Here is a 22,758-nt window from a genome sequence, read left to right as displayed (position 1 = left end):
CCACTGATAGGAGCATATTATGGACGCAGTGTCTAACACCCCATCTGCCCATACGATCGACCCCTCTTTCACTGACTATAAAGTCGCTGACATTAGCCTTGCTGATTACGGCCGCCGTGAAATCACTCTTGCTGAAGCCGAAATGCCTGCTCTAATGGGTTTGCGTCGTCGCTACGAATCCGATCAGCCGCTTAAAGGCGCGAAAATCGCTGGTTGTATCCACATGACCATCCAGACTGCCGTTCTTATCGAGACACTCGTCGCGCTAGGTGCTGAAGTACGTTGGACATCATGTAATATCTTCTCAACTCAAGACCATGCTGCTGCTGCAATTGCCGCTGCTGGTATCTCTGTTTATGCTTGGAAAGGCGAAACAGAAGAAGAGTACGAATGGTGCTTACGTCAGCAAATCCACGTTGGCGGCGAAGAGTCAGGTCAGCTTTGGGATGCCAACTTAATCTTAGATGATGGCGGTGATTTGACCGCATTGATTCATAATGATTATGCCGAGCTTCTTGATAGCATTCATGGTATCTCTGAAGAGACGACTACAGGCGTCCATCGCTTGGTTGAGATGCTCAATAAAGCACGCTAAAGGTGCCGGCTATCAACGTTAACGATGCAGTTACCAAATCTAAAACGACAACAAATACGGCTGCCCGTCATAGCTTAAACGATGCGATTAAACGCGCTACTGACATGTTCCTTGCTGGTCGTCGCGCCTTAGTTATCGGCTATGGCGATGTGGGTAAAGGCTCTACACAAAGCTTACGCCAAGAAGGCATGATCGTACGTGTCTCAGAAGTTGATCCTATCTGTGCCATGCAGGCATGTATGGACGGCTTTGAAGTATTATCACCTTACATTAACGGTGATAATACTGGTGGCGCAGAAAACATCAACACCCGTCTGCTTGAAGACACTGACATGATTGTTACCACCACTGGTAACTACCATGTTTGTGATCGTCACATGCTAGCAGCCCTGAAACCAGGTGCTGTTGTATGTAACATCGGTCACTTTGATACCGAAATCGACACTCAGTTTATGCGTGATAACTGGCGCTGGGTTGAGATTAAGCCACAAGTCCATCAAATCTTCCGCTCAGATGATGAAAATGATTACTTAATTTTGCTTGCTGAAGGTCGTTTGGTAAACTTGGGTAATGCGACTGGTCACCCATCACGCGTGATGGACGGCTCATTTGCTAACCAAGTATTGGCTCAAATGTACCTGTTCGAAGAAAAATTCGCTGACTTGCCAGCCGACGCACGTACTGACAGCTTATATGTAAAAGTACTACCTAAGAAGCTCGACGAAGAAGTCGCTGCGGCGATGGTTGCTGGCTTTAACGGTACGTTGACTAAGCTGACTGAAAAACAAGCAGAGTATTTGGGTGTGCCTGTCGAAGGTCCATTTAAGCCTGACGCTTACAAATACTAAAAGGAGCTAGACTGTGACTAAGCCTGCTTTCTCCTTTGAGTTTTTCCCTGCCAAAACCGAACTAGGTCATGAAAAACTACTCAGTACTTATGATGAGTTGAATAAGCTATCACCTGCGTATTTTTCGGTGACTTACGGTGCTGGCGGTTCAACCCGAAATCGCACTTTAGATATCGTCCAAGCACTATGCGCACGCGGCGATACTGATATTGCGCCGCATATATCTTGTATCGGTGATGATAAGGCGGAAATCGCTGAATTGCTCGATCTGTATAAAGATTTGGGTATCAAGCGCTTAGTCGCCCTACGTGGTGATTTACCATCAGGTCAAGTCGGTATGGGCGAGCTACCATTTGCGTTAGACTTGGTTAAGTTTATCCGTGAATATTCAGGCGATCATTTCCATATCGAGGTTGCAGCGTATCCTGAAATGCATCCACAAGCGCGTAGTTTTGCGTTTGATGTTGACAACTTGGTCAATAAATACCAAGCGGGTGCTAATGCATCGATTACTCAGTTTTTCTATAACGCTGATAGTTACTTATATTTGCGTGATACCTTAGAAAGACGCGGTATTGACACGATTGCTCAGCCTTTAATCGCTGGTATCATGCCAATTACTAACTCAAGTAATTTGGTACGCTTTGCCGATAGCTGTGGCGCTGATATTCCGCGTTATGTACGTAAGCAGTTGTCTGACTTTGGCGATGACCGCAAAGCCATTCGTGAATTTGGTTTTGATGTCGTCTATCGTTTATGCGAGCGCTTAATTGCTGAGGCGTACCTGCCATGCATTTTTATAGCATGAATAAGGTTGAGCCAAACAAGCGCTTGGTTGAAGCACTCGGCTTAGCTTAATTGCTCATCGTATTTATTAAATGTATTTTTTAAAGACTGGCGTTCCTAGGAGCGCCAGTCTTTTTAGTATAAGAATTGCTCTAATGCAAATTCTACTAAAGATAATCCCTTTACCCTCTCAAACGATATTCTGCTAAGATATTTGAAATATATTATTCAAACAATAGGACTAAGCAACTGTGCGACGTTTTTTTTATGACACCAGCAATGACACCAGCAATGACATCAGTGATGAAAGAGGCTCATTCCATCCTCAACTTAGCACCTTGGCTATTGGGGATAGTGCCGAATTAACAGAGAGTATCGTCCATCATTGGTGCCGTGTATTGCGTGCCAATATTGGCGATCAAGGCATATTATTCGATGGCTTTGGCGGCGAGTATCAGGTGCAGCTACAAGCCATCAGCAAAAAACACGCCACTGTGACATTATTAGCACATGTAGATACTGACCGAAGTGCCGCTGTCTTCACTAAAATCGGTCTAGTGATGAGCCGCGGTGAACGCATGGACTATGCGATTCAAAAATCCACCGAGCTTGGTGTCACTGCCATTCAATTGCTAAGTAGCCATCATGGCGAGGTCAATCTAAAGCTGCCCAAGTAGAAAAAAAAACTGATACATTGGCAGCAAGTTGCCATTGCCGCGTGTGAACAATGCGGTCTTAACCGTCCACCGCTTATTATTGCGCCTGTGTCCATAAATGACTGGTTACAACAATCAGTGACTCACTCTGCCGATGCGCAAATGAACCTTCGCCCTCCTACTACCAGTATTATTGTCACAACCCTTAGCCAAGACCCTTATTATCAAATATTACAACAACCAGCAGATTTGCGTCTGCAACTGAGCGTACCAGCTGCAGGACAACCAGCAATGCCTAGGTCGCTACCAACAGTCTTAACGCAACAGTCTCCTTATATTGAGCTGCTAATAGGCCCTGAAGGTGGTCTGAGCGTTGATGAATGCCAGCAAGCAGCCAAAGCTGGTTTTGAACCTTGGCAAATTGGCTCAAGAATCTTACGCACCGAGACTGCACCGTGGTGGCGTTGGCGACTCTGCATGCTTTGAGCTATTATGGGTAAATACCCTATGCGTAATCCTAACTGCTGCTCTATTTCGATATGATGAGTCCAACTATGACTGCTTTCGCCCTATTTCCATCGCAGACAAGCAGCAACTGCTGGCCGAGTTATGCGAGCAGCTTGATGATGCCATATTCATCTTAGATGCCAATTTACGCTATCTATCGGTCAATGCCAGTTATGAGATTATCATTGGCTACAGTGAGTCATTTTTGCTTGGCAGACCACTTGGTGTTTATGCGGCAGAATTTTTATCAGATGAGGAAAGGGCCGTTTTAGCAGATATCACTGACCATCTAGACTGCAATGGTTTTTATGAAAACGACTTTTCGATGCCGAACCGTTATGGACAAATACTTGACTGTCACATGACTTATCGCAAAATCTGTGTCAATCATAAGACTTACTATATCGGCATGGTGCGTGATATGTCCTCGGTCGTCAAAGATCAAAAGCAAGTGGCGCATTTGCTCAATTATGATCAATTGACTGGATTACCAAACCGTAAGGTTTTCTTGAGTCAGACCAGCGACCTATTGTTGGACAGCTATCAAGAAGTCGTGATTGTGCGCTTTAATATTGACCGTTATCGCAATCTAGCAAGCTTGCTTGGCCCTGACGGCATCAACACTTTGGTAAAAAACTTTGTCACACGCCTGAAGAACCTTAAGCTCGATAATTTACAGTGTTTTTCCCATTTTGGCGGCGATGATTTTGCGTTATTATTCGAATTTAATGACGCTAATATGGTACGTCATCAGCTAGACAGCTTAATGCAAATGTGTGAACGCCCCTTCTCCTTAGATGAAAACACTGCGACAGACGCCAAGATTTATTGTCATATTTCCGTCGGGGTCAGTTACTTTCCCACTAACGACGATGAAGTGACAGGATTATTGACCAAGGCTGAAAAAGCGCTGCATTATGTCAAGCAGCAAGGCGGTGATGACATTTGCTGGTATGATGCGGCCATTGACGAAGCCACTGCGGGTAGCTTGCAGTTAGAGGCGGAGCTTAGAGCCGCTACCACTGAAAATCAGTTTGTTCCTTATTATCAACCAAAGTTTGAGCTGGCTACTGGCATCATTATTGGTTTTGAAGCGCTGGTACGTTGGCAACACCCGACTCGCGGACTGCTAAAGCCGATACATTTTATCAATGCCATTATCACTCATAAACTGTCGTTTGAGTTGTTCTCGCACATGGCGGTTCAAATTGCTAAGCAGTTATCGACTTGGCAACAGCAAGGGTTTTGTCAACATATCTGTATCAATGCAGATGCCGCCGAATTTAGCCACCCTGAATTTTCTGAGATGGTGAGCAGTTTATTGGTGCAACACCGTATTTCTGCGCATCAGCTACATATTGAAGTCACCGAATCATCCTTAATTCAGCGTCATGCAAATGTCAAAAAACAGCTTAATTTGCTCAAGGAACTGGGGATTTGTCTGGCGTTGGATGACTTTGGCACCGGTTATGCCTCTTTGAGTTACTTACAAGAATATCCGTTTGATTTCATTAAAATTGACAAAAGTTTTATATCCAACATCGACACCGATCGTACCCAACATGCCATTGTAAAAGCTATTTTAGACTTGGCAATGGCACTTGATATGCAGGTAGTCGCCGAAGGTATCGAAACCGAACAACAGCGCGATGTGTTGCTAAAAATGGGCTGTCAACAGGGTCAAGGCTATTGGTTTGGCAAACCAGTGCCAGCAGAGGCTGCGACTGAGATGTTGATTCAGCAGTACGCCGCCAAATAAACCCCCTTTAACGGATGCTTATTTATCCAGTATCATTAGTATTTTCATATGGTTATTCGCATTTCCTCTTAACGCCTAACGTCGATTGTATAACCGATGCAAGATAGGTTCATGACTTATCAGTGCTGTCACCAAACTTGTATAATCCCCTCTGAAAGCCTATCTTTTATAGTGAATTTGTTAGAGCTTATTAAGTTTCAAGCTTACTCTAACCATCGCCATTCTTTTCAATACTATTTTATATAGCCGACAACATCGTCAATCTGCATTATTGCCTAGCATTTATTTGGGCTCGTTAGATTAATATGGGCTGGACTTGTGCACTAAATAACAGTGCAGTCATGTGCCTACCCTTGATGATGATGGGTATATTCTCAAAAGGACAGGAAGTTATGCAATACAAAGCGCCCTTACGTGACATTCAATTCGTGATGCATGAGTTACTCGACAGCGAAAGCCATTATAAAACCCTGCCAGCATTCCAAGAAGCGGATCGCGAGCTAATGGACAGTCTGTTTGAAATGGCGGCAAGCTTTGCTGAAAATGAGCTATCACCATTGAATCAAAGTGGTGACGCTGAAGGCTGCCAGTTTAACAATGGTCAAGTCACTACGCCAAAGGGCTTTAAAGAAGCCTATAAAGCCTATTGTGAGCTTGGCTTCCCAGCCTTATCTGCTGAAGAAGACTTCGGTGGTCAAAACATGCCGTTCTCATTATCAACCGTCATTAATGAAATGGTTGGTACAGCTAACTGGTCATTCTCTATGTACCCTGGTTTATCGCATGGTGCCATTCAAACCATCGAGCATCACGGTACGGACGAGCAAAAACAAACCTACCTAGAAAAAATGGTCAGCGGCGAATGGTCAGGCACCATGTGCTTGACTGAAGCACATGCAGGTTCTGATTTAGGTATTATCCGCACCAAAGCCGAGCCTAAAGAAGATGGTAGCTATAGCATCACTGGTCAAAAAATCTTCATTTCAGCGGGTGAGCATGACTTAACGGACAATATCATTCACATTGTATTGGCTCGTCTACCAGGCGCGCCTGCTGGCACAAAAGGCATCTCACTGTTTATCGTTCCTAAAGTAACGGTCAACGAAGATGGTAGCTAGGTGAAAACAACAACGTCGTTTGTGGCTCTATCGAACACAAAATGGGTATCAAAGCCTCAGCCACTTGCGTGATGAACTTTGATGGCGCAACGGGTTATCTGATTGGCCCAGAAAACCGTGGTCTACAGTGCATGTTTACCTTTATGAACGTGGCGCGTATTGGTACCGCAGTTCAAGGTTTAACCGCAGCAGAATATGCGTTCCAAGGCTCATTGACTTATGCCAAAGATCGTCTAGCAATGCGTTCATTATCTGGTGTTAAAGCCCCTGAAAAAGTCGCTGACCCTATCATTGTACATCCAGCGGTTCGTAACATGCTGTTGACTGAAAAAGCCTTTGCCGAAGGTGGTCGTGCTTTGGTTTATTACCTCTCACATTTTGCCGATACCGTCGCAAAAGGCGAAGGCGATGCGCTTAAATTTGCTGATCAAATGTTGTCACTATTGACACCTATTGCTAAAGCGTTCTTGACTGAAACTGGTCTAGAAGCGGCTAACCATGGCGTACAGGTTTATGGTGGTCATGGCTTTATCAGCGAATGGGGCATGGAGCAAAACGTGCGTGATACACGCATTGCGTGTCTTTACGAAGGTACCACTGAAATCCAAGCACTCGATCTACTAGGTCGTAAAGTATTGGGCTCACAAGGCAAACTGCTTGCAAACTTCGTCAAAATCATCCAAACATTCTGTGAAGAAAACAAAGAAAATGATGCGATGGGTCAGTTTATTCGCCCACTTGCCAAACACCTTAAAGAATGGGGTGATTTGACTGCACGCATCGGCATGCAAGCCACTGAAAACCCAGATGCGGTTGGCGGCGCTGCGGTTGATTACATGTATTTCAGCGGTTATGTAACGCTAGCCTACTTATGGGCACGCATGGCATTAGTAGCACAAACTGAACTTGCGAACGGTACTAGCGAACAAGCCTTCTACGACGCGAAAGTAAAAACCGCGCAGTTCTACTTTGCTAAGCTATTGCCACGTACCACCACTCACGTACAGCGTATCAGCACTGGTGTTGAACCGTACATGAGCATGGACGTTGATCAGTTCGCTTTTTAATTAGACGTTAAATACTGCTAATACTGTATTTTTATCGGCAACATACTCAAGTGTGTTGCCGATTTTCTTAGCGCTATTAAAATTAATAACGAGTAGAGTCAACACTTTCAAAAAACCTAACCTTTTGTAAAAATCTATCCTTATTTTTATAAAGGCTATCCTTTATCAATACTTTTGGTGTACGCACAATTCACGAAGAAACACACCCGTGTGCAAGCTTATTTGCTAAACTTTGATTATTAACCGCTAAGGTTAGACCAAAAGAACAATTGATATCTTTAACAACTTTAATTTTATTTATTTGAACCAAAGGAATGTTTATGGCTGTTTATAATGCCCCTCTGAATGACATGCGCTTTATCTTAAATGATGTATTTAACGCGCCTAAATTTTGGCAAAACAACGAAAACTTAGCTCATGTCGATATGGAAACAGTCGATATGATTTTGGAAGAAATGGCAAAACTGTCAAAAAACATTCTTTTGCCAATCAACCGCAGCGGCGATGAAGAAGGCGCAACCTTTGAAGGTAATGGCGTCGTCACGACTCCTACTGGATTTAAAGAAGCGTATAAACAGTATGCTGAATCAGGCTGGGTTGGCTTAAGCGGTAACTCTGAATACGGTGGTCAAGGTTTCCCAAAAATGGTGACCATGCTGACTGAAGAGATGGTATTCACTGCCAACCAATCATTTGCCCTCTACCCTAACCTAACCGTTGGCGCGACACTGTGCCTAAACGCAGCGGCTTCTGAAGAACAAAAGCAAACTTACCTAGAAAAAATGTACAATGGCGAGTGGGCGGGCACCATGTGCTTGACAGAGCCACATGCTGGTACTGACTTAGGTATCATCAAAACCAAAGCTATCCCTAATGATGACGGTAGCTATGATATCTCTGGTACCAAAATCTTTATCACTGGCGGCGAGCATGACTTAACCGAAAACATCATTCATTTGGTATTGGCAAAAACCCCTAACGCCCCAGAAGGCTCAAAAGGTATTTCGTTATTTGTCGTACCAAATTTTTGGTCAATGCAGATGGCAGCTTAGGCGAGCGTAACACCCTAGCAGTTGGCTCTATCGAGCACAAAATGGGCATCAAAGCCTCAGCCACTTGTGTCATGAATTTTGACAGCGCTAAAGGCTGGATGGTTGGTGCCGAAAACACGGGTCTGTCATCAATGTTCATTATGATGAACTATGAGCGTGTCACCATGGGTCTGCAAGGTCTTGGTGGTTCTGAGCTTGCTTATCAAAATGCGGCGTTATATGCCAATGATCGTGGTCAAGGTCGTAGCGATACCCAACTGCAAAGTCCAGAAAAACCAGCGGATGCCATCATTCATCATGCCGATGTACGCCGTATGCTGTTGAATGCCAAAGCCAATACCGAAGCCTCACGTTGCTTTGCGATGTACGTTGCTAAAAATCTTGATGAAGAGAAGTTTAGTACCGATCCAGAGGCCGCTCAAGCTGCTGCCGCACGTGTTGCTCTATTGACGCCAGTTGCTAAAGCGTTCTTGACCGACAAAGCATTAGAAGCGACCATTGATTGCCAGCAAGTATTTGGCGGTCACGGCTATATCCGCGAATGGGGTATGGAGCAAATCGTCCGTGATACCCGTATTGCACAGATTTATGAAGGCACCAACGGTATTCAAGCACTTGACTTACTAGGTCGTAAAGTGGCAAAAAATAACGGCAAATACGTCACCCACTTCTTAGGTGAAATTCGTGATTTCGTCAATAACATGCAAGCAGATCATGGTATCAAGCAAGCAACGCTAGATGCTGCCGACACGATTGAAGCATTGACCAACACTGTTCTTAGTAACATTAGCGAGCGTAAAAACGAAGTCAATGGCTGTGCCGTTGACTACATGCATGCCTTTGGTTACCTCGCTTATTCGTACATGTTTGCGTTGATGATAGAAGCCGCTAACGGTAAAGAAGGTGAGTTTTATACCAATAAAGCCAAGCTTGCCGATTATTTCGTCGGGCGTATTTTGCCACGCATCGATGCTCATGCTCAAATGGTTCAAGCTGGTAGTGATCCAATGATGAACTTTGATCTTAGCTACTTTGATGTACCTGCTAGCTAATTGTTTGCTTTTATAATAAAGTAGGCAATACCGCACTACGATAAGGGGACAGTCACGTTACTGTCCCTTTTTTACGTATAACATATTGTTTTTAAACGTAATTATATAAACCTTTGCATATTTGGTAGCCGTTTTGGTAGCCACTAGCTTTATTTTTTGGCTATTGGTAGTTAAAACCTTAACATTACTTAACAGGCTAAACCTTAAAAACAGTCGTTTAAGTTTCAACATTCCTCAACATGCCAGCAAGTGAAAACCATAACATTTGATAACAAGCTCATAGGCTCTAACTTAGCTTAGCTAACTTTGTACCATATCAAGGTTAAAACGCTGTAGCGGCTAAATGAGGCGGTATAGATAACGTGTTAAGACTCACATCATTGGTTAATTATTTGATATTAGCTTGATTGCTCACGATACCTGTCCGAAAAGTCGCTTATGCTGCCTCATGTTACTTGTCTTGAAACTATCCAGCATAAGCAAAACCTACCCCGTGTGCGTACTGTTCCATTAACTCCCCCTAACGTGTCCAACAACTCATTTTTAGCCGCTGCTTAAGATGTCCGAAAAGTCCCTTACGATACCTGTGCATAAAGTCCCTTTTATGGACTCGCAAAATTACCCTCTACGATGTCCGAAAATTACCCCAGTCCTTTTAAAACAGTCCGAAAAACTACCCCTTTATGGACTCCAAGAACTCCTTTTTTATATTGTTCAAAAACCCCTGTAATTGGTGCTTGCCTCGCGTGCGCGCGCGATACTTGTACAGAAACTAGCTAAGCCCTTATGCTGCATAGCTTTGTGATATTGGCAATGATGAGGGAATGCCATGCAAAATGTTAGCATTTGTTAGCATTAGCGGCGTGTGATTTGGCTTTGAATGACAGGTTTTGACAGGTCGGCGGCGGTGCTAAAACCTCATGTTTTATCAGGTTCTAACCTTGTGGTTATCTTGGGGTAGTGAGTGCTGCCAATAACAACATTTCACAACATGGGCGGCGGTGCAAATTGATTTTGAATGTAAGGTTTTGTCAGGTTTTGAATATTGGATTTTGCTGGGTTCTAACGTGTCCGAAAACTACCCCTTTGCATGAGATAGGCGCAAAACTGCTCACATCTAAAAACTAGGGGTTTCCTCAGGTTTTGAGTGCTGACAATGTAAACAAATGACAACATGCGCGGCGGTGCTGGACTGCTTGAATGCGATACGTCCAAAACTGGACTTATCTAAACCTTAGGGTTTCCTTAGGTGATTGAGCATGGTCGCCGTTGGTGGTAATGCTCAATTAATCATTAAATTATTGCTATTGCCTCCAACTTTGCACTGTCAAAACTGACATAACCTCTAACAAGCAAAAAAAGGCGCTATTTTTAAATAACGCCCAGATATTGCACTGCCAAAACTGACGAAACTATATAAACGCTTTGAGGTTTGGATTGATAAAGTAACGCTCTGTCGGTCTGCCACCTTGCCCCGTGCTTTCTACTTGCTTGTAGTTAAGCCAGTCATATTCTATCAGCACATCAAGCGCGGTCTGTACTGCCTCATCATCAGTTAAGCCTTTCCAGCTTTTGCGCTTAAGACTTCGAGCGGTAAAGCCATGACTTACCCAGTCGGTTTTGTCGGTTTTGTCACTTGGTTTCTTAAGCATTTCTAATATTTTCTTGGACAGCAAAGACGCTTTGAGGTGTGAATTATCAGTAATGCAGCTATACACCCTAAGCATGTGAGTTTCTAACATATCGCCCCATGCAATCGCCGCTTGTAGTGCGTCAAGGCTAACCCCTCCTAACCGTCTGCCTATCTCCACACAGTCCACCAGATGAAAGATGAGGCTAACGCTGGGACAAGTCTGCCATACTTAAGCAAGTGCTGGGTTATTACGTCATGTTCTGCCTCATCAGCTTTGTTCTGTAGGTTGTCGTCCCAGTCCATAAACACAGGGTAAGCATTACTATCAAATCGAAAATAAGGGCGCTTGTAGAACTCGTTCGGCTCATGTGCCCCGTAACTGACTAAGCTATCGGTGTAAAGGTTGTCCATCGACTCAAACAAGGCATAAACGGCGTTACGGCTGTCCTTATCGACTGCTATATCATTCCGCTTAACCCGTGCTATTGGGTCTGGGTAAACCATCATTTGAAAGCGTTGCATAAGCCCGTCATTGCCTAACCCTTTCATGGTCTTTTCTAAATACATCTCTAACTTATCAGGCTGCAAGCCACCCATGACAGACAAACAATGATTTTCAATAAATAGCGAGCCGCGCCCTATTCTGTCCACCATTTCGCTGCCTGTACCGTTAAAGCCTGACAGGTAGAACGCCCTTTGTTCTTGTTCGCTGTCCTTATCAAGACTGGCTAAAAAGCCTGACAGCTCATCACGAAACTGTAGAACGCCGTTATTGTTTTGGTTCTCAATTTCGCCCAGCTTTTCCATAGTAATATTACCTACATGTGGCGGCGTGGAATGGGCACGTTGTTATCTTGAGCCTTGCTTTCAGCTATGGCGGCTGCCTTTTTGTGCAAGTCCTCACTGGTTATAGGCTCGTCCGTGTCATCGGTCTGGGTAGCAAGCTGCTTAGCCATTTTCTTTAGTGCGTCATCGTCTGCCTTTGCCTTGCTGTCATTGATGAGCTTTTGCGTTTCATGTTCTTGTTTAGCGAGTTCATGAGCTGCCCTTGCTTGGCTCGCAAGGTTATCAATCGGTTTCATTGCGGCGGCTATTGACGGGCTTTTCTTACTTGAGGGCTGCCCAATGATAGCGCCCCACAGATTTGGCACTATGTCCCAGTCATCAAGGCGCTTAGGCATGATAGCTACCTTTGTACCTATGACGCTGCCCAATGCCACAAGCAAAGGCACGGCTACAAATTCAAGCGGTACGTTAAGCCGTTCGGCGCTGTTCATTGAGTAGTTGTAAAGCGGCTCTGGTAGCATGTTTTTGGTTATGCTGGTCACGGGCGGCAAGGTGTGATTGATGGGCTTTGGTTTTGCCCAGTCTGCTAACTGCAAGTCGATTATCTGGGTATCATCAAAAGATAAGATTTCAGCATAACTTTTGCCACATTCAAGATGAGTTATCACACCCAATGGTGCAATAACCACTTTGACGTTACACCCTGCAAACTGTTTTTTAACCCTGTCCCTGTGCTCAATGCTGGGGAATATTGTTACTTGGGTATCGTGTGCAAAGTGCTTTACCGTATCAAGCAATAGATGAGGCGTTGGACTCACTGCTACTATGATTTTCTCATGTGCAAAATGCTTAGCGAGCTTTACCCCATCTTTGTAGTTATCAACTATGACTAGCTCATAATCACTTTGAGGTGTGCCAAGAAATAGCGCACATGCTTGGCTAGTGTCAGTGACAAAAGGCAATCCGCTACTATTTGGCGTTATACACAAAAGACTTATTGCCTCATAAATCCTGTTATGTAATATTACTCCTACTGTGCCTGTAGTTTGTTGCCTTACCCCTGCATGTTCGCCTGTGGTCGGTGCGATTTCTTGTTGAATGTCTAACAAACTATTGGGTTCTAACAAGTGATAAATATCTGTTAGCAGCTTGTCACCTTGTAATGTTTGCTCCGTTGCTGGGCTGTGGTCGCCCAAAACAGTAGTTACGCCCGTGTTGGTCGCATGGGCGTTTTGCTGTGTGGTAGTCATCTTTTACCCCTCGTTTGCGTCTGCTTAGGCTGGCGCGTTGCTCGATACTTCTTGTAATAGTTTTTGCGCTTGGCATATTTGCGGCTCTGTTTGGGTTGTGGGCAGTGCCTCATTGTTCGCCCTCCTTATCGCTGTCATGTTGAGCTTGTGCGCGTTTTGCAGCTTGCATGATTTGATAGTAACGCCCGCCTTGTGCGTCTTTTCTTTTCTGCTCTTTGCCCTGCTTTGACTTCGCATAGGCAAGTTGAGCGTGCATGAATGTTTTAGGGTTGTCGTTATCAGTCGTCATGAGCTGCCACCTCACCAAAAACACTTTGGGCTAATGGCTCGTTAAGAGTGTTTAGCGAGCTGCAAAGTAAGTTTGCCCATGTGTCGGCGGCATCGTGTGTTAGGCGTGCCATGCTTGCCGCTTGTTGGGGTGTAATGCCTTGTTGATAGATAAGGCTTAAGAGTGTGCCAACATCGTTCAGGACGGTAATAGCGCCGCTTATATCACATGCAATATCGGACAACATGATAGACGGCATTAAAATCACTTCGTCATCATCGGCGGTTGTCATGTTGATGGTTTTAATTTGGCTGGCGTGGGCGGTGTTATTTAAGTGACGCATGATTAGTTACCTTTGATTTTGTGATTGTTTGAACGTTGACGCGCTCGCATGAGGCGATTAGTAGCAGCATTAACAAGCCAGCCATGATTGATATAAAACCGATAACGCTAAACTTACCGCGCTTGGGGTGCTGGTTGTCGCTGTGCTGCCTGTAGTCGGCTCTTAACTTGGTTTTGTTATCTTTGCTCATGTCTTACGTTCTCCACGTTAAAGGCTATCTCTGCTATTTTTACAGATAGATTTTTTAATGACTCCACTTGTCGGCTGCCTGTAGGTAACAAGCTGCCTAACATTTGAGTTTCTATTTCTGCAAGTTCTGTCATGGTATTAATGATGGTCACATTGGCATGCAAGGTAATGATTAACTGGTCGATAAAGTCATCAGTTATCATCAAAAAACCTTGCTCTTTTAGCCTGTCCATTACCTCGTTTACAAGTTCATCTCTACTCATAGTTGTTCACCTCATCGTCTGCCTTATTAACCCAGTAGCGGCTAAAATGCTTGCCGTTATCCTTAACGGTTTTGCTTTGGATATTCATGCCTGCCTTTCTAAGCTCATGAATACACTTAGCAAGGCGCGTTATGCGGTATTCAGTGATTGCTTGCCATGATGTGATTGGCTGCCCTGTTAGCAAGTGCTCTTTGATGATTTGGTTTTGAGTTTGTTTAGTCATCGGTTACACCTCATCACTGTTAGCGTGTTGGCTGTCAATAAATGCCAGAATATCGCTGTTCTTGAATAGCAAAATGCCATTGACGTTTGACGGCTTGATAAACTTGGGCGGCTCGGCTTGCCACCATCTACGCAAAGTAAGCGGACTTACACCAATTAAGGCGGCGGCTTGCTTAATACGCATTTGCCCGTCTGGGTGGATTGCTGGGGGTGTCTGGGTGTTGTCTGTCGATTGGGTCATGCTGATTAACTCCTATTGTCTGCCATTGTTTGGCGTGGTCTGGAGTTTGCATATTAGCTTTTGATAGGAGGGTGCTATAAGGTCACATGACCGTCACATGACCCTATTTTTGATAGGCAATAAAAAAGCCCTGCATTGCTGCAAGGCTGTTATATTCTGTTCATGTCATTACTTGTTTTGCTTGTAGTTTTTATTCAATATCAAGCCTGTTATAAACCCCTCCGCGTTCGCTATGTATTGGGCTGCTTGATATGAGCTGACTTGCTTTTCACTGTCTTTGCCGTACTTAAGCGGCGTTAAGTAATGCTTGGCTATGCTACTGGCACTCATGCGCTCAACATATTTCAATAGTAAGATTTTGCCCTCTAACGCTTATACTCACATAAAATAGTGATAAGCCCCTCAACTTTTAACGCCTCATCATCGGTTATAAACATGGTAGTACGCGCTTTTCTTTTCTCTACTACATGCCCACGCATTAACATAGCCATTGGACTGGTATAACCTAACCCTGTACCGTCTGCCAATACCCAATGACCCCAAGACGCTAACAAGTCTTGCACCTCTAGATCTAAGCTGTACGCCATGCTGCCACCTCTTTAGTTTACGCGTTATAAGGTGTAGCAGTATGTACAAGTGCTGGGTTATCTATAAGGGCGTGTGACGGTCATGTGACCCTGTTTTTGTGTCTATCCTTAATTGCTGTACTCTTTTAAGCCACTGTACAAGAAAACCTTTGCTTATAGACGTATTAACACTTGGGTGCTTTGAATATTCGATAAGCTGCTTGTTTAAAGTACCTGAATGGGCGCTAACGTCATAATCTAACTTATAGAATAAGACGTTTAATAGACGAGTAACGGCGGCTGTTGAGCTTGGCTGCAACTCCTTGTGATCGTCTAGTTTCTTTCTTAATAAATCATTATCGGCGTGGGCTTGTTCTAGCTGCTTTGTGAGTTCGGCTATACGTTGATTGTCTTGGCTATTGTTTTGATATGGCGCGGCGGTCATTGCTGGGGCGGCTATGTGCTGCCCTGCATTAACTGGCAACTGCTCCAAAATGTTATTGATGTCCTCAATAGCAAAGAAAACATTACCCCTATCTATGACAATGGTGTCGTCCATGTCCTCATAGTCATAACGCCCCTCATATATTGGCTCATCATTGAATAAGGTAACATGTCTATTTTTAAGGAATACATCATCATCTACATTAGTTTTATTTATTCGCTTTGCTGCCTCATCAGTGCCAACGAAACGACTTGTTAAAACCTCGTGCAAAATTCCAGAATTATATCTAAGTCTAAAAATACTATTGCTTAGGTTTTTAAATGCAGACTCTATATTTGAATTTGAGCGCCTAAATGCACCTGAGTTATCCAAAGAATAAGCATGTTTATCTAAAAAATAACCCTCTATGCGCCATATGTTTTTCATTTCCATGTCATCTAGTGAAACATTGAGGTTTAAAACTCCATAGCCATTAAAATAAAAAACTGGTATTAATTGCCCTTTATTTATAAATCTTTCTAAAAACTGTTTTGCTCCTACTGTTTCAAACATTGAGCCTCTAATTCTATTCTCAGCAATCAAGATAGCCTCATCAATAGATAAATACTTAATCATGTTTACACCCTACACCCTTAAAAAAAGTAGGAGTGAGGCGCTGACAGCATAAGGGTGTAAATCGCTGTCGTTCGGTTCATGACTACCTAGCCTCACAAGTGGTATGACAGCCCTTGAGCCGTCAAAACTGGTTAAAACTGTCTAATATGGGGGTTTTGTCAGTTATGGCAGTGCTGTTTTAGGCTTGATGTTGTTTTTTATTCTTAAAATCAGCATGAATAACATTATCAAACTTGCCAGCTTTGATATTGTCTAAATAGTTCGCCCAGTCGTTCATCATGCGCGTTCTATTGTCCGAAAACTCAAAACGGCTATATGCTTTGCCATATTTATTAAGCATTGCATGACCTAACTGCATTTCGGTTATCAGTTCATCATAACCTAGTCGTTCCATCAGCATAGTTTTTGCACTGGCTCTAAAACCGTGGGGGCTGTGAATGTATTGATAGCCTTTACCGTTATTCATAGCTGGGCTGTTCAGTAGCTTGTTAACTTCTTGGGCATGATGATATGGTGCTTTCTTGCGTCTGGAATTATAGAATACATAATCATAATCGCCCGTTAATGGCTGTATCTTCTCTAATATAGCTATAGTTTGCGGTGCTAGTGGTATCACTACACTATCCACCATATCGCCCCGTCCCTGCCCTTTCTGTGGCTCTAATATCCATTGCTTGGCGTTTAGGTCAATATCTGCCCACCTCATAGCGCAAACATCACCAATGCGAACAAACGTAAGTGCTAGTAGCTGTAATATACTTTTGTTATATAGCTGGCTTGTATCGTCTAGCTGGTCGATATCCTTTAGCAGTTCCGCAAATTCTTTAGGCTGTGTTAATGATGGGCGGTGCTTTACTTTATGCTTAATGAGCGTTCCGCCTAAGTCGCTGGCTGGATTGTACTCAATGACCATATGAGCTTTAGCGATTTGTAGAATGCTCTTTAATATAGTTTTTACCGTTAAGCCTTTGTACGTGTACTTTTTCTGTATGTCCTTAATAAACGTAATAACGATACTAGGGCTAATGTCTGTAACTTTCATATGCCCTAACTTTTGCTGAATAACCTTAATGATTATTTTATTGCTCTTAATAGTCGATTGAGATAAGCTCTTGCTGTTTTGTATTTCCTGCCATTCGTTAATAAAATAATTTAAAGTATTTTGACGGTCTGTTATGTCTTTTTGCTTTAAGCTGTCCCTATGCTCTATTGGGTCTATATCTTTAGCTAATAGCTGCATGTTGTCGCTGTGGTATTGACGGGCATCAGCAAGGCTTAACGCTGGGTATTGCCCTAACGTCATATAAGGGCGTTTGCCAGTGACAGGGTGTGTATAACGGTGTCTAAAGTCGGCTGTAACGTCTTGGCTATCTTTTTGTGGTCTAATACGTATCTCTAAGCTTTATAGCCAGCTATAGGATAGCTAATCGTTTTATCCGCTTTGATAGTGTCTTTGATTACTTTCTTAATTTGGGTGTCGGTTGTTAGGTCTGTTTTAGCCATCGTCTTATCACCTATATTTTGGTAGCCACTTTGGTAGCCATTTGGTAGCCGTTTCCACATTAGTTCTAACGTTACCACAGATGACATATTAGCATCAAAGTCATATAAAATAAAGGCTGTACAGTTATCAGTTGATATCAGGCATTATCAAAAAACACACTCACGCTACTGTCCCTTTTTTTGCCAAAAATATCATCACAGCGATGGTTTCCACAATCGATATAATGAGCGCCACAAAATAACTGCTAACAAAATAATTAACCGCTCAGGCATTGTTACGATTAAAATAACGCAAAGTCACAACATTAAGATTGGTACAAATATCTTTAACGCCGAAACCAATAAGCTTAAAGCTAATAATTTCCAAATTAGTGAGCTATAAATTAGAAACCTAACCATCAATAGTGGTAGATATCGCGACATTGATAACCAATATAGCCATTCAAAGCACTTATATCTTTGCTCATACTCAATAATAACAATGATTGAAATAACCACCACAAGGGATGCAATGTGTCAGAAATAAAACACATTTTACAACAGATTACAGCCTTAAGTGATGTGCCAGATCCTGCGGTACTCAAGCGCTTAATCGATGAGCTACGAGTGAGTGATAAAGAGCCCACGTTAGCCAATCAAAACATTCAAGAGCTGATTGATATTTTACGTCAACATCCAGAATATGCAGATGGACTGTCAAGTTTCGTCTTAAAACTGATTATTGAATATCGCCAAATTGCTTTATATACCGATACTGGCATCATGTCGGATCAGGGCTTTTTTAATAGTCTACGTCGCCTTATCGGGCACCGTTTTTTACCGCTATTGCCACAAGAAGATTCTGTCGTAGAATTGGTCGGTTATTTATTTGATAAACGCTCTGATGAGCGCTGGCTTGCCAATATTAAAAAAGACAAATGGGATGAACTGGTTGAGCTACTCAAAGTCGATGAGCAGCATTTAAACTTAGTTGCGACAGCAAAAAACAGTATTTTGAATGCGATTATCATTTTGTCATACCGTATCAGCGGTATTGGCTTGCATCCAGATTTGATGGAATTTTATCCGCAAATGCTGAATTATTCAGCGTCATTTGTGGCACAAAATCAAGAGGCGGTCTTATACGTCAATCAGTACCGAGAAGCGCATGAGCTTGATACTTTAACAGATATTACGCCCGAAAAAGCGGTAGATCCTGCGCCGTTACTGGTCATGATTGAACAATGCGAAGATATCGTTGCCACCATACGCAAGCGAATTTATAAAACGGGGATCTCTATTCGCCTGACCAATATGATGCTGCGTTTAGACCAAAGTTTGCAGCGTATGCGCATCCTAACTGAACTGGTAGCAGATAATTATGATAAGCGTGATCAGGCGCTCATTGAGTTGATTCAAGCACTGATTACCACTGCGAGCCGCCGTTATAGTATTGGATACTTAATTGATAATAATACCAAGCTGCTGTCGCGCAAAGTCACTGAAAATGCCAGCCGTGTGGGTGAACATTATATTAGTACCGATAAATCGGGCTACCAAAAAATGTTCAAGAAAGCCTCTATTGGTGGTTTTATTATTGCTTTTATGGCAACGCTTAAGATATTAGCCTATAACCTAGCCCTTGCACCGATGGGACGCGCCTTTGTAAATAGTATGATTTATGGATTGGGTTTTGTTTTTATCCATATCGTTCATGGTACAGTTGCTACCAAACAGCCTGCTATGACGGCGGCGGCAATTGCCTCTACTATCTCGGACGGTTCTGGCAAAAAGTCACACCAGTTAAATAAACTATCAGAGTTGGTGGTCGATATTTTACGTACCCAGTTTGTGGCGATTATGGGTAATATTATGCTAGCGATACCAGTCGCTCTGATTATCTCTTTTGCATGGCTACAATATACTGGTGCACCGATGATCAATACCGATAAGGCTGCACACTTACTGCATGATCTTGACCCCTTTCATTCACTGGCACTACCCCATGCGGCCATTGCTGGCGTCTATTTATTTTTATCGGGTCTTATTGCTGGTTACTACGATAACTTGGCGGTCTACAACCAAATCGGTGCCCGTATTCAGCGCCACAAACTACTTCAATACCTACTACCAAAAACTTGGTTACAGCGTTTAGGCGGTTTTATAGAAGCCAACCTTGGCGCCATTATGGGCAATTTCTTGTTCGGGGTGTTCTTAGGTAGCACTGCAACAATTGGCTATTTATTTGGCTTACCGATTGATATTCGCCACATTGCGTTTGCCTCGGCGAATTTGGCGCATGGACTGTTTAATATATCTGCCAACCAGTGGGATTGGCAGATTGTGTTTATTTCTATTTTAGGCGTTGCCCTTATCGGCATGGTGAACCTCATGGTCAGCTTTTCGCTCGCCTTATTTGTGGCACTGCGCTCTAAAGAAGTCAAATTCATGGAGTGGAGTCGTTTAACCAAGCAGCTTTTCAGCCATATGCTTACCCATCCTTCAGACTTTTTCTGGCCACGTGATAAGCCAATGAAGTATGCTCGTATCGACAGTCAAGGACATATGATCTTTGACGATACCAGCGCTCATAAAGGGGGACAAACTATTCCCAATAATTATGTCGTGCGGCGTTTGTCTGATGTAAAAATCCTACCTAAATCCAAGCAAAAAAGCATGCAAAATGAACAGGCTATCACAGACATAGATTACGATAATAACATCTCAAATGCTGACACTGACGCTGCGCTAAAAAGCCGGGAAACACACAGCACCACCAATCATATCAGTACCAAAAAACCATTGAACTCGATGATGGGCTGATAGATGAGGAGCTCAATAGCATTCCTTATAGTAGTGATATTCAATATGATAAAGCGCATAACGCCTTTACTGAGGGTAATGAGACGACTGCCCATCCTGAAAGCGATAACAGCAACCCTGAAAACAAGGCCACGGGCGATGCTAAAACATCACTACCTAAACCCAAAAAACCACCAAACCTACAGCTAATGGGAAGGTTTTGGTGGTTCAATAAATCGTTTGGATAAGCCAAATAGTTGCGGCGTGACCTCATTTTAAAAACGGAGATAGAAATGAGCCATGCCTTAATATTATGTTCCTGTATGTAAGCAGTGCGCACTTGACCTGATGATTTTTCCATCACTCAAGCGATAAGCCAATAGATCATTTCCCCAAACACAGCCGCCGTCAAGTGCACGCGCATACGGTAAGTCTACCTCACCTTTCAGCGCTGCCCAATGCCCAAATAGTATCTTGCGAGTCCGCGGCACTTGCCATTCAAACCAAGGCAAAAACCCCTCTGGCATAGACGATTCTAACCCTGCTGCAAAGCTAAATTCTAACGTGCCGTCTTGTTTGCACAGCCGCATACGAGTGAAATAATTGGCAATTGCGCGCATTTTGGTAAAGCCGCTAATATCTGGATGCCAGTCATCAGCAGTCTTGCTATATAAATTTGGCAATAAACGATCCAGCTGTTTTAAACTACTTTGCAATTGTGACTCTAACTGCTGCGCATACTTTTCGGCATCTTCGATACTCCAATGTGGCGGAATACCAGCATGAACTAATACCGTCTGCTCATCAGGAAAAGCCAATACTGGCTGATGACGTAACCATTCAAGCAGTTCATCGCAATCATCGGCAGCAAAAATAGGCGCTGTCTGATCCTTTTTTTAATCTTTGCCGCACCGCGCCAGACAGCGATCAAATTGATATCATGATTGCCGAGTACTGTCGCGGCTGTCCCTTGCTCGCAAAGTGCTTTGACATGACGCAAGGTACTTAACGAGTCTTCACCACGTGCCACCAAGTCCCCTGCAAACCATAGCTTGTCTTGTGCAGGATCAAAATCCAATATTTCAAGTAAATGAAGGTACGCCGCGTAGCAACCTTGCAGGTCACCGATGACATACTGATGACGAAAACTCATAAACCCTCAATAATTTTTAACTGCTCGCTTTTAAGCAGCTTACAAATGATAGTAAATGGCTAATATTTTTTCCATCCAATGACCATCACGTATTTAAACGATGAGAACAGCCCCTTCTCACTGTTTTTATAGCTGCTAGAAAGAATATGTTATAACTGAACCGTGCTCGCCTGATTGCTCAAATTGACAAAATCTTTTACGCTTAAGGTTTCAGGGCGTGCTTGCGGATCAATACCACACGCTGCAAAATCGGCTTCACTGAGTGTTGGTAATAACGTTGATTTTTTAAAGATGGCGCGCAGTGTCTTACGGCGATGATTAAAGGTTTCACGTACCACCAAGGCAAAATACTCTTCATCTTCTGCCACAATTGGCTTAGTGATATGCGGCGTCAAACGAAAAACCGCACTGGTTACTTTTGGTGGCGGATTAAAAGCACCACGTGGTACAGTCAGTAGATAATCGGTATGGCAGTGATACTGCATAATGACAGATAGGCGACCATAAGTTTTGCTACCAACGTCAGCGGTGATACGCTCGACCACTTCTTTTTGCAGCATAAAGTGCATGTCTTGAATCACATCGGCATAACTGAGCAAATGAAATAAGATAGGCGTAGAAATATTATACGGCAGATTACCAACCACACGGAGCTTGCCCCGCTCATCGCTATACAGCTCGCGATAGTCGACATGCATGGCATTGTCTTTGATGATCGTAAAGTTTGGATGGCTGTTGGCACCGATACGAATACGCAGACTATCTGCCAAATCACGATCCAGCTCGACCACAGTCATCGCATCCACTTCTGCCAATAATGGCTCAGTCAGTGCGCCCATCCCTGGCCCAATCTCAATCAAATTGTCATCGCGCTCTAAGCGAATGCTCTCAACAATCTCACGGATGACACTGCGATCATGTAAGAAGTTTTGACCAAAGCGCTTACGCGGTTGGTGTTTGGCAGCGCGTAGGCTGTTGGTAATAGACTGAGCATCAAACGAAATTTTGGACATAAAAAAGTCTTAATGAGTAAAAGATAAATGGGCTATAGCGCTATGGC

General features: G+C 43.4%; 16 protein-coding genes and 6 pseudogenes. 7 read left to right on the top strand and 15 right to left on the bottom strand.

Going from position 1 to position 22,758, the window contains the following annotated elements; all coding sequences use genetic code 11:
- Positions 1-19 precede the first annotated feature (19 nt).
- The 6 genes and pseudogenes from TT12_RS05840 (at position 20) to TT12_RS05815 (ending at position 9,440) form a co-directional block, all read left to right on the top strand.
- A pseudogene (locus tag TT12_RS05840) lies at positions 20-1,443 on the top strand (adenosylhomocysteinase).
- A 13-nt stretch (positions 1,444-1,456) separates the two neighbouring features.
- Positions 1,457-2,301, top strand: a pseudogene (locus TT12_RS05835) (methylenetetrahydrofolate reductase).
- Between the two features lie 224 nt (positions 2,302-2,525).
- Positions 2,526-3,385, top strand: a pseudogene (locus tag TT12_RS05830) (16S rRNA (uracil(1498)-N(3))-methyltransferase).
- Between the two features lie 14 nt (positions 3,386-3,399).
- On the top strand, positions 3,400-5,151 hold the full coding sequence (locus TT12_RS05825) for a putative bifunctional diguanylate cyclase/phosphodiesterase (RefSeq protein WP_045453065.1): 1,752 nt from the start codon (positions 3,400-3,402) through the stop codon (positions 5,149-5,151).
- Between the two features lie 392 nt (positions 5,152-5,543).
- Positions 5,544-7,336, top strand: a pseudogene (locus TT12_RS05820) (acyl-CoA dehydrogenase C-terminal domain-containing protein).
- 320 nt (positions 7,337-7,656) lie between these two features.
- A pseudogene (locus TT12_RS05815) lies at positions 7,657-9,440 on the top strand (acyl-CoA dehydrogenase C-terminal domain-containing protein).
- 1,412 nt (positions 9,441-10,852) lie between these two features.
- On the opposite strand, the gene TT12_RS05810 reads toward TT12_RS05815, so the two are convergent.
- The 13 genes from TT12_RS05810 to TT12_RS15355 form a co-directional block, all read right to left on the bottom strand.
- A complete protein-coding gene (locus tag TT12_RS05810) occupies positions 10,853-11,251 on the bottom strand; it encodes a hypothetical protein (RefSeq protein ID WP_045452925.1) in 399 nt (132 codons plus the stop codon).
- A complete protein-coding gene (locus TT12_RS18260; RefSeq protein WP_045452923.1) occupies positions 11,242-11,880 on the bottom strand; it encodes a DUF3987 domain-containing protein in 639 nt (212 codons plus the stop codon). Before TT12_RS18260 ends, TT12_RS05810 begins: the two co-directional genes overlap by 10 nt.
- Positions 11,881-11,891: 11 nt before the next feature.
- The gene (locus TT12_RS18255; protein ID WP_045452920.1) at positions 11,892-13,109 is read right to left on the bottom strand and encodes a DUF3987 domain-containing protein; all 1,218 of its coding nucleotides are present in this window, start codon (positions 13,107-13,109) and stop codon (positions 11,892-11,894) included.
- A gap of 109 nt (positions 13,110-13,218) precedes the next feature.
- Positions 13,219-13,398 carry a hypothetical protein gene (locus TT12_RS05795; protein WP_045452917.1) on the bottom strand — a complete coding sequence of 60 codons (180 nt, stop codon included), beginning with the start codon at positions 13,396-13,398 and terminating at the stop codon, positions 13,219-13,221.
- Entirely contained in the window at positions 13,388-13,720 is a 333-nt protein-coding gene (locus TT12_RS05790; protein ID WP_045452914.1) for a hypothetical protein, read from the bottom strand. Before TT12_RS05790 ends, TT12_RS05795 begins: the two co-directional genes overlap by 11 nt.
- A gap of 176 nt (positions 13,721-13,896) precedes the next feature.
- Positions 13,897-14,172, bottom strand: coding sequence for a hypothetical protein (locus TT12_RS05780; RefSeq protein WP_045452909.1), 276 nt, complete (start codon positions 14,170-14,172; stop codon positions 13,897-13,899).
- A complete protein-coding gene (locus tag TT12_RS05775; protein WP_045452906.1) occupies positions 14,165-14,395 on the bottom strand; it encodes a helix-turn-helix domain-containing protein in 231 nt (76 codons plus the stop codon). The genes TT12_RS05780 and TT12_RS05775 overlap by 8 nt, the downstream gene beginning before the upstream one ends.
- 3 nt (positions 14,396-14,398) lie before the next feature.
- On the bottom strand, positions 14,399-14,635 hold the full coding sequence (locus TT12_RS05770; protein ID WP_045452902.1) for a helix-turn-helix transcriptional regulator: 237 nt from the start codon (positions 14,633-14,635) through the stop codon (positions 14,399-14,401).
- A 168-nt stretch (positions 14,636-14,803) separates the two neighbouring features.
- On the bottom strand, positions 14,804-14,965 hold the full coding sequence (locus tag TT12_RS05765) for a hypothetical protein (protein WP_207804005.1): 162 nt from the start codon (positions 14,963-14,965) through the stop codon (positions 14,804-14,806).
- 35 nt (positions 14,966-15,000) lie between these two features.
- Positions 15,001-15,222: a hypothetical protein gene (locus TT12_RS05760; protein WP_045452895.1), complete on the bottom strand. Its 222-nt coding sequence runs from the start codon at positions 15,220-15,222 to the stop codon at positions 15,001-15,003.
- Positions 15,223-15,283: 61 nt separating this feature from the next.
- Positions 15,284-16,261, bottom strand: coding sequence for a hypothetical protein (locus TT12_RS05755; protein WP_045452892.1), 978 nt, complete (start codon positions 16,259-16,261; stop codon positions 15,284-15,286).
- A gap of 178 nt (positions 16,262-16,439) precedes the next feature.
- Complete coding sequence (locus tag TT12_RS05750) at positions 16,440-17,648, bottom strand: tyrosine-type recombinase/integrase (RefSeq protein WP_279378815.1); 1,209 nt, start codon at positions 17,646-17,648, stop codon at positions 16,440-16,442.
- An 8-nt stretch (positions 17,649-17,656) separates the two neighbouring features.
- Positions 17,657-17,851, bottom strand: a complete 195-nt coding sequence (locus tag TT12_RS15355) for a hypothetical protein (RefSeq protein ID WP_207804004.1) — start codon at positions 17,849-17,851, stop codon at positions 17,657-17,659.
- 426 nt (positions 17,852-18,277) lie between these two features.
- On the opposite strand from TT12_RS15355, the gene TT12_RS05745 reads away from it, so the two are divergent.
- Complete coding sequence (locus tag TT12_RS05745; RefSeq protein WP_243443417.1) at positions 18,278-20,566, top strand: site-specific recombinase; 2,289 nt, start codon at positions 18,278-18,280, stop codon at positions 20,564-20,566.
- 290 nt (positions 20,567-20,856) lie between these two features.
- Here the strand turns inward: TT12_RS05745 and TT12_RS05740 are convergent.
- Positions 20,857-21,698, bottom strand: a pseudogene (locus TT12_RS05740) (symmetrical bis(5'-nucleosyl)-tetraphosphatase).
- Positions 21,699-21,847: 149 nt separating this feature from the next.
- On the bottom strand, positions 21,848-22,711 hold the full coding sequence (rsmA, locus tag TT12_RS05735) for a 16S rRNA (adenine(1518)-N(6)/adenine(1519)-N(6))-dimethyltransferase RsmA (protein ID WP_045452885.1): 864 nt from the start codon (positions 22,709-22,711) through the stop codon (positions 21,848-21,850).
- Positions 22,712-22,758: the final 47 nt, after the last annotated feature.

Origin of the sequence: Psychrobacter sp. JCM 18903 (genome assembly GCF_000586475.1) — a bacterium.
Classification (GTDB): Bacteria; Pseudomonadota; Gammaproteobacteria; order Pseudomonadales; family Moraxellaceae; genus Psychrobacter.
The sequence above is the reverse complement of the archived record's forward strand: the minus strand, read 5'-3'. Positions and strand labels throughout refer to the sequence as shown.